Annotated in this window: 10 protein-coding genes and 2 pseudogenes; 4 read left to right on the top strand and 8 right to left on the bottom strand. The window is 46.8% G+C overall.

The window, feature by feature from the left end; translation table 11 throughout:
• A pseudogene (locus tag AK963_RS35590) lies at window positions 1-190 on the top strand (IS630 family transposase); the annotation flags it as partial.
• Window positions 191-214: 24 nt separating this feature from the next.
• Window positions 215-460, top strand: a pseudogene (locus AK963_RS18615) (transposase); the annotation flags it as partial.
• A 29-nt stretch (window positions 461-489) separates the two neighbouring features.
• On the opposite strand, the gene AK963_RS18610 reads toward AK963_RS18615, so the two are convergent.
• The gene (locus AK963_RS18610) at window positions 490-2,622 is read right to left on the bottom strand and encodes a PTS lactose/cellobiose transporter subunit IIA (RefSeq protein WP_139117505.1); all 2,133 of its coding nucleotides are present in this window, start codon (window positions 2,620-2,622) and stop codon (window positions 490-492) included.
• A 654-nt stretch (window positions 2,623-3,276) separates the two neighbouring features.
• Here AK963_RS18610 and AK963_RS18605 point away from each other — a divergent pair.
• Window positions 3,277-4,491 (top strand): ankyrin repeat domain-containing protein, encoded by a 1,215-nt coding sequence (locus AK963_RS18605; protein WP_139117504.1) that lies wholly within the window; start codon window positions 3,277-3,279, stop codon window positions 4,489-4,491.
• A 63-nt stretch (window positions 4,492-4,554) separates the two neighbouring features.
• Here the strand turns inward: AK963_RS18605 and AK963_RS18600 are convergent, their stop codons facing one another.
• Window positions 4,555-6,573 (bottom strand): NADPH-dependent 2,4-dienoyl-CoA reductase, encoded by a 2,019-nt coding sequence (locus tag AK963_RS18600; protein ID WP_066016938.1) that lies wholly within the window; start codon window positions 6,571-6,573, stop codon window positions 4,555-4,557.
• A 139-nt stretch (window positions 6,574-6,712) separates the two neighbouring features.
• On the opposite strand from AK963_RS18600, the gene AK963_RS18595 reads away from it, so the two are divergent.
• Window positions 6,713-7,318 (top strand): TetR/AcrR family transcriptional regulator, encoded by a 606-nt coding sequence (locus AK963_RS18595; RefSeq protein ID WP_066016937.1) that lies wholly within the window; start codon window positions 6,713-6,715, stop codon window positions 7,316-7,318.
• Window positions 7,319-7,362: 44 nt separating this feature from the next.
• On the opposite strand, the gene AK963_RS18590 is transcribed toward AK963_RS18595, so the two are convergent.
• The 6 genes from AK963_RS18590 to AK963_RS18565 form a co-directional block, all read right to left on the bottom strand.
• Window positions 7,363-8,256: a D-hexose-6-phosphate mutarotase gene (locus AK963_RS18590; protein WP_066016936.1), complete on the bottom strand. Its 894-nt coding sequence runs from the start codon at window positions 8,254-8,256 to the stop codon at window positions 7,363-7,365.
• 227 nt (window positions 8,257-8,483) lie between these two features.
• Window positions 8,484-9,914: a hypothetical protein gene (locus AK963_RS18585; RefSeq protein ID WP_139117503.1), complete on the bottom strand. Its 1,431-nt coding sequence runs from the start codon at window positions 9,912-9,914 to the stop codon at window positions 8,484-8,486.
• Between the two features lie 188 nt (window positions 9,915-10,102).
• On the bottom strand, window positions 10,103-10,774 hold the full coding sequence (gene artM / locus AK963_RS18580; protein ID WP_066016934.1) for an arginine ABC transporter permease ArtM: 672 nt from the start codon (window positions 10,772-10,774) through the stop codon (window positions 10,103-10,105).
• Window positions 10,771-11,490, bottom strand: a complete 720-nt coding sequence (gene artQ / locus AK963_RS18575) for an arginine ABC transporter permease ArtQ (RefSeq protein WP_238593777.1) — start codon at window positions 11,488-11,490, stop codon at window positions 10,771-10,773. Before artQ ends, artM begins: the two co-directional genes overlap by 4 nt.
• A 261-nt stretch (window positions 11,491-11,751) precedes the next feature.
• A complete protein-coding gene (locus tag AK963_RS18570; RefSeq protein WP_066016932.1) occupies window positions 11,752-12,507 on the bottom strand; it encodes a transporter substrate-binding domain-containing protein in 756 nt (251 codons plus the stop codon).
• Between the two features lie 58 nt (window positions 12,508-12,565).
• Entirely contained in the window at window positions 12,566-13,309 is a 744-nt protein-coding gene (locus AK963_RS18565) for an ATP-binding cassette domain-containing protein (RefSeq protein WP_066016931.1), read from the bottom strand.
• Window positions 13,310-13,565 lie beyond the last annotated feature (256 nt).

Below are 13,565 nucleotides of genomic sequence, written 5' to 3'. Positions count from 1 at the left end.
ACCATTCGCACCGGAGTTAAACAGCTCAGAAAGGCTATGGGAGTGGATGCGGGAGCATGACTTATCAAACAAAGCATTTTCAGGTTATGAAAATATTGTAGATTGTTGCTGTGAAGCTTGGAATAACCTTTGCAGCGAAGCTGGTCGACTGTTCAGTCTGTGCTCCCGTGATTGGGCAGTTATACAGTAGTTAGAAAATTCAATTGGTATGATTACTCTGTTCGACTATCCTGAAGATATCCGAAAAGCGATTTATACAACGAATGCCATTGAGTCCTTGAATAGCGTCATTCGTAAGGCGATCAAGAACCGGAAGATTTTTCGGACTGATGAGTCAGTCATGAAGGTAATCTATCTGGCCATGGAAAAAGCTTCCGAGAAATGGACCATGCCGATCAGGAACTGGAAAGCAGCCATGAACCGGTTTGAAATTATGTTTCCTGACCGGTTCAAGGAGTAATAGTTTTGGTGGCGTTTACACAGAATTATTTACAGGCTCGAGTGTTCAACTCTATCCATTTTATGGGTGGTTTCCATGGCAGGGCTGACCAGCCTCATGGCTTTGAGAGACTGATAGTGAAACCAGGCATTATGTTGGGCAACTTGCATGCGTCTGGAGGTTGCTGTGTGTTGTGTTATGAAAGCATTGGCAGCATTAAGTGCTTTTTCCATTTCTTCCAGATCGTCTTCATCAGAAGCTTGCTGATAACCATCCAGTGCAGTATTAAGACTTGTATATGCTTCTGGTTGGGAAAGAACTGAATTACTTTCAGTCATGGCGTACTGCCTGGTTCTGCTTTTCGTCTTCACTGGAGCGGGCTGACTTTCATTGGTTTCATTACTCCCTTGTGAGCATGAATGTACTAAATCAAAATCAGAGTCTGAACCTGGCAGTAGTGAATCAGATGAAGATGATGGAAGCCTCCCGAAGGCGCCATTAATACCACTATCATTTGAATCCGAAGAGTCTGAAAAGCTATCATCAGGTTTGGTGTTTTCCGGCAGTTTTGTATGTTGTGCCCAGCGTTTCTGTGCATCTCTCTTTTTTTTCTCTAGCCGCTTTATTTCACGCTGACATGTGGAAATCTGTTTTTTATAAGAGGGTTGGTCAGAGGTATTCGATTTCTGGAGTTGCGTGTCAGCATTTTGAAAAAAGAGAATTGCCTTTCTGAAGAAATCAAGGCTTCCCATACTCATACAGTGTTCCCCTGCTTCTGCAAAAGCAAGAGGGAGCCCATTTCCGGCTGCCTGTTCATAGTGCGAAATGATATGTTCGCTTTGAATCTGTTTGTGTCCATTTGCAGAAGAGTGGTACTGAATTTCTTTTAAGCATCCAATCATGAAATCGGTTGATCCATCCTTGAGTTCAGGGTCCACTCCTTCGAGAAGTGTTATGGCCTCATCGACCTGATTGTTCAGGTACAGAGCAATGGCCTTGATAATGACTCCCTGATAACCGTCTTTAAGGGTGCAGGTTTCTGCGCAAAATAAACCAGCATCAATGTAATCAGGCGAGTTTCTTAAATCCAGCATATTCCATAAACTGTGACGCCCCCACTCCTGTGTAGTGGCACAGTCGGCAATCCAGTGAGGCGGTGGGTTTGAGCGCTTCCCTGTTCTCAGGCTTTGCAGTCCGAGCAATGTATCCCTTTTTATCTCTGATGGGCACTGCTCTGAGCTTCCCAGTGATTGCTGAAGACATTGTGCCCATTCGATATACCGCAGGGTGAATTCATGACTGATCATCGTTAAGTTTACTACAGCAGGCAAGTGGCTTTTTTCAACAAATTCTTCATGGTTTGCTCCCGCAATGGCTAAAATATCAGAGTGATCGAATTGATAGCTGGCCAGAATTTCTTTGAATTCTTCAAACGATTCCTGAGAGGCTGTCAAATACCCTTCCTCCAACATGCTCTGCTCTGCAAACTGATGTAGATCTTTCCACAGCATTCTACTCATCTGAGAATTTTTGCAAAAATATTCGGACAGCAGTTTTAAACCGGGTGAAGTTATTATTTCAGGTTTAAGCATTTTTAAAACACCAAATCCTTCAACAGTGAATATATTTTTATCAAGCTCTCTTACCATTCCAGATACTTTAGATCTTAATTCGATTAAGGCAGGACTTCTTAACATATGAGGAATAAATGAGTTCCAGGCTGTTTGCAATGTTTCGCGTATGTCCAGGGATAGTAGCAAGCTTGCATCATCGTTTTTATTTGAATCCCATGTCAAAAGGGTGTTTTTGAAGCTCTTCAGTTTTGCAAGCCCTTGGCCCGGATGCGTATAAGCTGGGTAACCATCAACCAGACCCAGCTCTATCATGGCCATATTCCAGATAGACTGAGGGTGTCCAAGTGCCAGTGACTTTTCCAAAGCTTCCATTGCTTCACTGTAACGTCCCTGAAGATGTCGCAGATAGAAGCGCAGTTCATGAATATGAGCTTTCAGGCATGATGTTGGTCTTTTAGGCAAACTATCCTTGCTGGCACGAAGAAGCCTTTCCGCTTCATCAAAATTAGCCTCTTTCATGGCGTTCAGGGCCTCAGAACAATAGTAGCGGCAGTGGCCTTCCTTTAACTGCTCTGGCTTTCTTTTAAGCTGTTTTTCACGCAGAGACATTATGTATCTGTTTTCGTCCCTTTGTAGTTTTGATTCCTGAGAAAATGATCTAAACCAGCAGGTTTCGCTGGAGCTATCCAGTAAAGAAAGGTTGGTCTTTGGTGTTTTTGTATTTACTCTGCTTTTGCTATTTTTTTCAGAGTGTTCTTTTTTAATTTGGTATTGGCACAGAGATGAAGGCTCGTATTCTCGGTCAAGGTTTTTTTTCAGATATCCTTTGGTAGCCTCTTCACAATCAGAATTGTGATAGTTTGTTCCTGCTGGAATAATTGGCTGAAAAATGATAGTCGGTTCTAATGGATTAGCCATGCCAACTCTCCTTGGCTTATAATTATGTCAGATAGAAAAAGTTGAAATCAATCAAGATTAATAATAATTATTCATTTGATTTTGATGTTTTTATTGGTGATTGGTTCAATGGAAAGTAAGAATTCATGACAAATAGGTTAGTGTTACTTATATTTTAATTTAAATGGTTGTTAAGTCTGTTTTTTTATTTGCTAAATGGCTGCATGTTTTTCTGGTTTTTAATTAATTCTTTGAGTTTGGATGGTTTTTATAGGGAGTCTCATAGTTACTAATTAAATTTAATAAAGGGTGCAATAAATGCTGAATTTTAAAAGATATACAATAGTTATATTTCTGCTTTTTGCGGTGAGTGCTTTTGCACATACCGATCCCAGATTCAAAGAAGAGTCGGATGACGCCCGCAGTGCCAGGGCCGTCGTAGAAAGAGTGGTTCTCAGAGCTTATGAGGAAGTCCTCCAGTCAGGTGCTCATTCTGAGGAGCAGTTAACCAACGCTCCTATCTCCGGTCAGACTGATAAGCGGGGTCGACATCTGCTGTCTTTTGCTGCTTTTAACCATTTTCCCCATCTGGCCCAGTGGGGGCTTGATCACGGTGCTGACATTAATCTGGGTGATAAGGATCACGCCAATATGCTGCGCATGTCTCTGCGTAATTATAACGGAGAGATGGCTCGCTTTGCTCTGGAGAATGGAGCGGACCCTAATATTCAGATGGGTTCTGGCAATGACACCATGTTCAGTGGATTGATGAAGTGGCAATGGCCCGTTAAAGGGTTTGTTCTGGCAACAGAGTTTGGCGCCCGGCCGCGAAGTCAAAAAGAGCGTCAGGAGTTGCTGGCATATCTGAATAGCCTGCCTGTCACTCAGGAAGAACCAGCGGGTATCTGGTCGTGGATCTTTCCTGATCACAGTGATCGCCGGGAAGTGATCGATTATATCAAGGATGCACCCCGGCTTAAGGGGCAGTTGCCTTCAGCAGGAACGGGACCGCTGATTTCCACCAGTATGATTGATGTTATGGACGGGCATATTCTGGCGGCAATGGATAGCGGTGAGTTGACCGATATAGAGATGGATAATTTTCAGGTCAAGGGGAAAGGGTTTGAAGCATTTCTTACCTTTAATGGTTTTACCCGCAGTGTTGTCAAAAGACTGGCTACAATGGATCGTGCCAAAGCGATCAGAGTAGTAAAAACACTGGACGTTGAAGGGAATGACCTGCTGGTTGCTGCTATCAAAAGCCTGAATGATGAGGCTGTTGAAGCGATTCTGGCGGTAACATCAGAGACGGTGAATGCCCAGGTTTTTAAAAGTCCATACCACTACAGCAGTGGCCAGCGGCCACTGCATATGGCGATTCAGTGGGAGGTTCCCTATCGGATATTTGCTCTACTGGTCAGTAATGGCGCTAATCCGGGGCTCACAAATTCCAAGGGTGTCTCCGCTATGAAGTTACTTGAATACTATCGTAGTGACTGGAGTAAGGAGCCAGGAAAGTATGAAAAGGTGAAGAGCTTGTTTGATAGCGCATCAGGCAAGCCGCCTGCAGCAGGAGGCTGACAGGGAAGGGTTCTAAAAAGGGGGGACTATGCCCCCCTAAATGGTTAAGTCATTGCCCTTGCTCTAAATTTCTGCAGCCAGTCGGCAACCCTGGTTGATTGCCCGCTTGGCGTCGAGTTCAGCAGCCACATCCGCGCCGCCAATCAGGTGAACCGTCTTGCCGCTGATGCTATCAGCAAGCTCACGCATGGGCTCCTGGCCTGCACAGATCACAACGGTATCGACATCAAGAAGTTGCTCCTCTCCAGCGATGGAAAGATGCAGGCCCTGATCATCAATCTTATGGTATTCACAGGCCGGCACCATACGCACGCCCCTGTTAGCCAGTGACGAGCGGTGAATCCAGCCGGTGGTTTTGCCTAGGTTTTTCCCAGGCTTACTCTTCTTCCGCTGCAGCAGAAAAACTTCCTTAGAAGGCTTCGGGTGCTCGCTTTCTGTCAGCAGGCCTCCACGGTTTTCCAGAGTCATATCCACGCCCCATTCCTTCATAAAGGCAGGAATATCAAGGCTGCTGGATGGGCCTTCCTGGGTAATCAGTTCGCACAAATCAAAACCGATACCTCCCGCACCGATGACGGCTACCTTATTACCGACAGGCGCTCCCTTGAACACATCCAGATAGCTCAGAACCTTGGCGTGATCAACACCTTCAAGCTCCAGTTTTCTGGGGGTGATGCCGGTGGCGATGATGACTTCGTCAAAGTCACTGCTTTCCAGTTCTTCTGCCGTCACTTTATGGTTAAGCTTCAGCTCTACACCAGTAAGCTCGATTTGTCGTTTAAAATACCGCAGGGTCTCTTCAAACTCTTCCTTGCCAGGGACGGTTTTTGCGATATTAAACTGTCCGCCAATTTTGTCTGCAGCGTCAAAGAGCGTCACGTTGTGACCGCGATAGGCGGCTGTGGTGGCAAATGCCATGCCGGCAGGGCCTGCTCCCACGACTGCCAGCTTCTTGGGCTCACTGGTTGGCAGATAGTTCAGTTCTGTTTCATGACATGCCCTGGGGTTTACAAGACAGCTGACTGGTTTCAGATAAAAGACATGGTCAAGGCAGGCCTGGTTGCAGCCAATACAGGTATTGATTTCATCGGCTCGACCTTCAGCCGCTTTGTTTACCCACTCTGCATCGGCCAGCATCGGACGGGCCATGGACACCATGTCCGCATCACCACGAGCCAGAACTTCTTCTGCGGTTTCCGGCATGTTGATCCGGTTGGAGGTAATGACCGGAATATTGATTTCGTTGCGAATTTTTGCAGTTACCCAGGTAAAGGCCGCCCTTGGAACCATTGTCGCGATGGTGGGGACACGGGCTTCGTGCCAGCCAATGCCTGTATTAATAATGGTGGCTCCAGCCTTTTCAATCTCTTTGGCCAGCTGAACGATCTCATCCCAGCTACTGCCGCCTTCAACTAGGTCCAGCATGGAGAGACGATAAATAATGATGAAATCTGAGCCTACTCTTTCCCGGGTCTTGCTCACCATTTCTACCGGCAGGCGAATGCGCTTGGTGTATTCGCCACCCCACTCATCCTGTCGCTGATTAGTGCGGTTAACGATGAACTGGTTGATGAAATAACCTTCAGAGCCCATGATCTCCACGCCATCATAGCCTGCTTCTTTTGCCAGGGCTGCGGAGTGCACAAAGTTCTCGATCTGCTCGTCTATCTCATCCGAGGTCAGTTCTTTGGGCTTGAAAGGATTGATAGGTGCCTGAATGGCACTGGGAGCAATATTTTTCGGATGATAAGCATAACGACCAGTATGGAGGATCTGCATACAGATTTTACCGCCAGCCTCATGAACGGCGTCTGTAACCACCTGGTGGTGCTTTACATCATCCATGGTTTCCATGGTGGCAGCACCCGGCATCCCACCGCTCTCCTGGTTGGGCGCAATACCGCCTGTCACGATCAGTCCCACACCTCCGGCTGCGCGTTCGGCAAAATAAGTCGCCAGTCGTTCAAAACCGTTAGGCTGCTCCTCCAGATTGGTATGCATGGAGCCCATCAGAACCCGGTTTTTCAGCGTGGTGAAACCCAGATCCAGCGGTGCCAGAAGATGTGGGTAGGGAGTGGTCATTTTATAATCCTTCTTGTGATTCGACGCCTCATCTAGACGCTGTCAAGATAAAATGGTATTTTGACACTGTCAAGATAATTTGCATTGACGCTGGACTTCACCATCCTGTAGCAAATCACAGAAGAGCATTAAACGACTTATGACGGCCAGAAAACCCTATCACCATGGCAATCTTCACCAGAAGCTGCTTGAAGAGGCAACCCGTATGATTGGGGAGCAGGGGGTGGATGGTATTTCCATGCGCAGTCTGGCGGAGCGGGTAGGGGTCTCAAGAACCGCAGCCTATCATCACTTTAAAGATAAAAATGCATTGCTCTGTGCTATTGCCGAGCAGGGTTTTGAGAAGTGGCAGACACATTTTGCGCAACTGATGCGTGAGCAGTCAGGGGATATGAACGGCTGGTTAAAGGCTTTTGTTCGTTCCTATCTAGATCTATCCTGGGAGCATCCAGAGGAGTATGACCTGATGTTTGGTCGTCCGGTCTGGAAAAATGGTGAGCCAACGGAGAGTTTGAAGTCTGCCTCTTTTGCCTGCTTTCAGGATTATGTTGACCTTATCCGCAGCTGGCAGGGCAAGGGGAAGTTATCAAAAAATATCGATTGTCTGCGTCTTGCCCAGGTGAGCTGGAGCATGTTACATGGTATGAGTCGTTTATTAAACGATGGAATTTATCTGGACAGAAACTCCATTGATGCGATGTCGGACAGTGCCGTGGAGATGATACTGGCAGCGGCAACCACATGAAAAGAGCATTCCCACGAAGCTCATGGGAATGTGCTATGGACAGATTATTCCGCAGAAGTCACACTGATTTCAGTACTCAATGACTGTTTTTCCCCAGGCATGAGCAGTGATCCCGATGCCAGGTCTTTCGCATACCGGGTTGCTTCAACGCAAACCATTGTCTCGTATCCATCGTCACTCATGTCACCCATGCTTCTGCTCAGTTCTTTCCACGGATTCCAGATAACGGCTGAGTTATGTCCCTGATTCCGAACATGGATAATACGCTGGTTCCCCTGATCATGGATGGCAATGGTTTCATCCGGTGCCGTATAAATCCGGTCAATGGACTGATTGATGATTAAGGCTTCTGATGTTTCGCAGGGCCGATCATTTTTCAGGCTATCAATGTAGGATGCACCTGCGCCGGTAACCCAGGTTTCGGTTGCTTCGGCGATGTTAAAGTAGGTGTGTAGCGCACCACTCCATTGCCAGGGGTTCTCACCCGTGTTGATCATTTCCAGGTCAATGCGCAGTGTTTCTCCCATGGTAAAGGTCAGAATTGCGCTGAAGTCATGGGGCCAGAGCGCTCGTGTTTCTTTAGAAGCACTGAGTTTCAGGCGAAGGGTAACTGCCTGTTCGTTTTCTTCGTGATCCAGCACTTGCCATGAGCTGATTCGAGCAAACCCGTGTGATGGGCTGCTAACAGGCCCAAACCAGGGCCAGCAGACTGGCACACCACCACGTATCGCTTTTTCTTCTGAGAAGATGGCCTTGTTACTGAGCCAGATAACATCCTGATGCCCATTCGGTTTGAACTGAATCAGGTGGCCACCGTGAAGGGATATTGCCGCCTCGCACTTTGGACTTTGAATTTTCAGAATGGGCAGCCCATTCATGCTATGCCTTGCAATGGAAGGGGACAGTGTTTCTTCAAAAATCATGTCATTGGTCAGCATTGGGGAAACCATATTATCAGGTGAGCTTTCAAGGGACAGGGCTACAGTTTGAACCGCAGAGACCTTAGTGGAAATGGGGGGGATTCTACCCAACAACGGTAGGGGACGAAACCTGAATACTCAAGTATGATCTCGCCATCATACGATATGAAAAAATGGTGGTATGGTCACATGCCAATTGTGCCACCCATAACTGGATAGACAACTTTTTGATGAAACAAAAGCTATCATCTGAAGATATTATTTTTTTGATTATACTCATCAGCAGTACTCTGTGAATCTGTCTTTACTCTTTTTGACGGCTCGGTTTTTTCTTCCGGTGTATTCTCTCTACATCGTTTTGCTAAAAGTTTGTCATAGTTTCCCTTGCATTGATAAAATTTATCTCCCCCTGGGGTTAGCTCAAGATCATCGGAGATTGCTTCAAAAAAATTACCAGCAGTTTCAGCTGTAATAGGATTTAAGATCGACATATTTTTTTCAATGACACATGCAAGCTGATCAGCCCTTGCTTCGTTCAAATTACTATTTCCTACAAAATCTTTTAGAGATTGACAGAAGCGAAGGGCCGTATCGGCACGTACATGGTTTGAAAATATTTCTGGTTGCACCATAAGAATTTCTTTATGGGCCCTTCCACAACAAGAACCCCAGTGATGAGAGGACTCTCCTCCTACACAGCTGCCAACCTCCGGATAAGGTGCAATACTCCATGCCCTCTTATGGAAAATTACTTTGGGGATTTTTACTACATCTAGACCAATAACTGATTCTGAATATTCATTCCCCATTGCAGCTTGGACATTTGTTAAGGCTGTAGTTAAAAAGTCAGACGTTCTATATTTGCGTATCAAATTCCAAAAATAGATATCTAAAAGGTCATCCATATTTCTATTAGCAGGATTCTCAAAAGGCCAGTTATAGAGAGCTCGTATCCCCATCATAAACTCATGACCTTCCTTGCCTTGGCTCAAAAGCTCATTTAGGAAACATGATGTGAAATGTTTAAAGCAGGCTTTATCTTCATCATCATGCAAATTGGGAAAATAATTGAGTGTTACAAGAACCAGGGATTGGCAATCTTGAATTTCTTTCTCTGAGAGCCCCATTTCTTTATATTTAGATTCAGCATCCCAATAATTACAATTAAATCCATCAAGTTTTTCTTCAAAAACTATACTCTTTCGATCTCCGATGAGAAACTCCTCATACTCTGCTTTATGAGCCATTAACCAATCTAAGTCAGGGAAAGGACAAGTTGAAAAGAAATTCTTCACAATGCCAATGTCATCGTCATAAGTATCACTATCTTCCTGGCATTCTTTATCACAGTTTTTCATTTCCTTTAAGAATTGATTGAGTTCTGCCTCAAGCCTCTCTTGTTTATCTATAGTTTCATCTACCTCTGGCTGTTCCAGTAAAGTTAATGTCAAGGGTCTTAATGGTCTCAATTCTCGCGATGATAACGGGGTAACGCCACTTCCCGGTATATCTGAAGACCGAATATCTAGAAGAGCTGGATTTACCAATACGCCCACGTCTTGCAGAACTTCGGGCGATTGTGATGTACTTGGTTGAGATGTAGAGGCTGTAGGGGAGGGCAGATGCATAGCCTGACTGGCAGAGCTTGTCGACACTGCAGGTGAAAGTGGCTTCATAAATAATCCCTCTAGATATAAGTTACTTAGAACTTTATATCCAGGAAATAGTTCCATGCTATGAGAATCAATCTACAGGTAGCCATTAAAGTTTGTTTTTGTGCTCTTCGTACTTACTTGTGGTTCAAAAAAAAAAGTCACCGGGGTACTTTCACCTTTTAGCTAAGCACCCGGAAACGTCAAATCACTTAAGAGCGACTGAATGCTAAGGCCTTGTGTTCCATGAACCGAATCAGCAGCGTCAGAATGCCGGTCATGGCCAGATAGATCAGTCCTGCCATGGTGAACACGGTTAATGTGTCGTAGGTTTGTGCATTCAGTCTGGCAGCATAGCCCATCAAATCCATCAGGGTAATGGTGCTGGCCAGAGATGAACCTTTCATAACCAGAATAATCTCATTGCCATAAGCGGGCAGGGCACGGCGGGCTGCATGGGGCAGGATGACCCGTAGCAATGCCTGCCTGTGGGTCATGCCCAGTGCCATACAGGCCTCCCAATCACTTTTTGGCACTGCATCAATGGCTCCCTTGAACAGCAGAGTGGAATAGGCGGCTGAATTCAGTGCCAGTGCCAGCATGGCGCAGAACCAGGGTTGGCTTAACCAGGGCCAGAATATGCTGCTTTTGATGACATCAAACTGAGCCGGGCCGTAATAAATCAGAAAGATCTGGATCAGCAGCGGGGTGCCGGTAAACAGCAGAATCTGAAGTCTGACCAGCCAGTTCAGTGTTCTTACTTTCAGGGATAAGACGATGGTGAACAAGATGGCCAGCATCAGTCCGGTAAACAGGCTGGCCAGGGTCAGCTCCAGTGTGGTGCCAAGACCTTTAAGTAGCTCCGGTAAATATTCCAGATTCATGCCGTGGCCTCACTGTGGCTTACTGCTTTTTCAACAGGCGGTTCAGTTGTGCTGTGACTGGACGTCAAATGTCGATTAGAGCGGGATTTCATGCGCTCCAGTATGTTCTGACTGACCAGGGTAATTGCCAGGTAGATTAAGGCAGCAATACCATACCAGGTAAATGGCTCATAGGTGCTGGCAGCGGTCATCTTGGCCTGGAGCAGCAGGTCATGGACGCCAATCAGGGCAACCAGTGCTGTATCTTTTAGCAGTACCAGCCACTGATTTCCCAACCCGGGCAGGGCGTGACGCCAGGTTTGCGGCAGAATGATGCGGAAAAAACAATGGAAGCGGCTGATCCCCAGAGCCACTGCCGCTTCGGCCTGTCCTTTGGGAACAGCCATAAAAGCGCCGCGAAGCGTTTGCGAGGCGTAGGCCGAATAAATTAACGACAGGGCAATAGTACCTGCAATAAACGGGCTGACTTCAATAAACTCATCCGTTAACAGGAATATGGCATGGGTTGAGCCAAAGTAGATGAAAAAGACCACCAGGATTTCCGGAAGCCCACGCAATATGGCAACCACTGTACTGGTGGCGAGCGCAAGAGGTTTGAAACGGCTGAGTTCGGCAAGCGAAAACGCGATGGCCATGAACAGGCCAAGAGCCAGTGATGACAGGGCCAGCCCCAGGGTCATCACGGTCGCTTCGGCGAAGAGAGCGGTCAGGCCCACAGTTACCTCACTATATCAATCGGATCATCAAGTTCAGGCTTCCCTGTCTGTGGGGGCCCGCTTTCAGGGGGTGTTTTAAATACTGTCTGTTGAAAGAAGTTGAATCACAAAGGCAAGAAGACACAAAGCTCTCTGTTTGTTATCAAACTGCGCATGTCACAGTTTAATTTTTTCTTTGTGGTTCTATGCCTTTGTGGTTCGAGTCTGAAAGTGCTTCTGTCTATTCAGAGCGCCAGACATTTTCCTTATCAGATGGTTCGGTTATTTCTCGGAGTTGAAATACTTGGCGTGAAGCTGCTGGTAAACACCACTCTCTTTTACCTGAGCCAGCGCTGTGTTCAGCTTCTCAACCAGGGGGTCTCCCTTACGGGCCGCGATGCCCATACCAATACCAAAGTAATTGGCGTCTTTCACTTCTTCACCCACGGTCTGGTATTGGCCTTTGCTCTGCTGAACCAGCCACTCACGGGCGACCGCCGTATCGGCAAAAACGGCATCCACCCGACCATTGGTCATATCCAGCAGGGCATTCTGGTAGCTGTCGTATGGACGGGTTTTCACGCCCTGTTTTTCCAGTTTGTCGATCAGGTAAGCCTGGTGGGTACTGCCATTCTGCACACCGACAGTTTTGCCAATGAGATCTTTGGCCTCTTTGAACTCATTGTTGATGCCAGCAACAAAAATGGCTGAGTTTTCATAATAAGGCTGGGTAAAGGCAACCTGTTCCATCCGCTTTGGGGTGATGTCCATGCCGGAAATGACCGCATCAAACCGGCGGAATTTCAGACCAGGGATCAAGCTGTCGAAAGGCTGGTTGTTGAACTCACAGGTGGCATCCAGTTCCGCACAGATAGCGTTGGCCAGTTCAACGTCAAAACCTGTGAGTTCATTTTTTTCATTAAAGAACTCAAAAGGGGGGTAGGTCGCTTCCATACCAAAGCGAATGGTTTCCTGAGCCACAGCAACAGAGGAGAGGGCGGCACTGGCCAGGGCGACAGCGGCAACTATTTTTTTCATCGGGCTTTCCTTACTGACAGCTTGTTCTTGAAAGCAGTTGTTGTTGATTGGTTTTTAATTAATGTTGAAGGTAACTTTTAAAGGCACTGGTTTGTGGGGCGGTGAATCGCTCGGCAGTCCCTTCCTCGACAATTTCCCCGTTTTCCAGATAGACTACGCGGCTTGCAATTTTCCGGGCAAAGTCGACTTCGTGGGTCACCACCACCATGGTAATGCCAGAGGCCTGCAGTTCGTTAATGATCTCCACAACCTGATTGGTAATGGCGGGGTCCAGTGCGGCAGTAGGCTCATCAAACAGTAATACTTCTGGAGAGAGCATCAGCGCCCGGGCAATAGCTACCCGTTGCTGCTGGCCACCGGAAAGGGAGGAAGGCCAGGCGTTGGCTTTATCGGGCAGGCCCATCCGTTCCAGCAGCCCAATGGCCTTGTCTCTGGCTTCTGCTTTGGATATGCCCTGTTGTACGGGAGCTTCCATCAGGTTTGCAAGAACCGTCATGTGCGGCCACAGATGGTATTGCTGGAAGACCATGCCGACTTTGCGTCTCAGCTGACAGGCTTTTGCCGATGCACTGGAGGGCGAGGGCTTTTGGCCTTTGTGGAAAGTAAATTCCATGTTGGCTATGTTGAGAGTGCCCTGATCCGGACTTTCAAGAAGGTTCAGCATGCGTAACAGCGTACTTTTGCCCGCACCACTGGAGCCCAGTAATACCGTTGTTTCACCTTTATTGATGCTGAAGCTGATATCCCTCAGTACCTGGTGGTCACCAAAGGATTTGCTTAGGCTCTGTACTGCGATGCCCATTGCCTGAATCTTCTTTTTGCCTGTTGATATTTATGGCTGAATTCTCCGGCATGATCTGGATAAAATCAACAAAAAAGTGAATAAAAATTCATTTTGTTGTGATTAGACTCTATAATTGCCACATACTTCATACCAATCGCATTTTCTAAATCCTTAAGCTGCCGCCAACTATGCTTAGGCATCATTACCATGCATTATCTAGAACAGATGTCTCGTCGACCACAGCTACCCGAAGGTTTTAATGATGTTGATTTTC

Source organism: Endozoicomonas atrinae (assembly GCF_001647025.1).
In the GTDB taxonomy this organism is placed as follows: domain Bacteria; phylum Pseudomonadota; class Gammaproteobacteria; order Pseudomonadales; family Endozoicomonadaceae; genus Endozoicomonas; species Endozoicomonas atrinae.
Note: the sequence above shows the minus strand (reverse complement) of the source record. Positions and strands in the feature narration are given on the sequence as shown.

Excerpts from the sequence above, each read along its gene's own strand:
- AK963_RS18585 (WP_139117503.1), bottom strand. The coding sequence starts at position 9,914 with ATGAAGCCACTTTCACCTGCAGTGTCGACAAGCTCTGCCAGTCAGGCT.
- AK963_RS18570 (WP_066016932.1), bottom strand. The coding sequence starts at position 12,507 with ATGAAAAAAATAGTTGCCGCTGTCGCCCTGGCCAGTGCCGCCCTCTCC.
- artM (WP_066016934.1), bottom strand. The coding sequence starts at position 10,774 with ATGAATCTGGAATATTTACCGGAGCTACTTAAAGGTCTTGGCACCACA.
- AK963_RS18590 (WP_066016936.1), bottom strand. The coding sequence starts at position 8,256 with ATGCTGACCAATGACATGATTTTTGAAGAAACACTGTCCCCTTCCATT.
- AK963_RS18600 (WP_066016938.1), bottom strand. The coding sequence starts at position 6,573 with ATGACCACTCCCTACCCACATCTTCTGGCACCGCTGGATCTGGGTTTC.
- AK963_RS18610 (WP_139117505.1), bottom strand. The coding sequence starts at position 2,622 with ATGTCTCTGCGTGAAAAACAGCTTAAAAGAAAGCCAGAGCAGTTAAAG.
- AK963_RS18595 (WP_066016937.1), top strand. The coding sequence starts at position 6,713 with ATGACGGCCAGAAAACCCTATCACCATGGCAATCTTCACCAGAAGCTG.
- AK963_RS18565 (WP_066016931.1), bottom strand. The coding sequence starts at position 13,309 with ATGGGCATCGCAGTACAGAGCCTAAGCAAATCCTTTGGTGACCACCAG.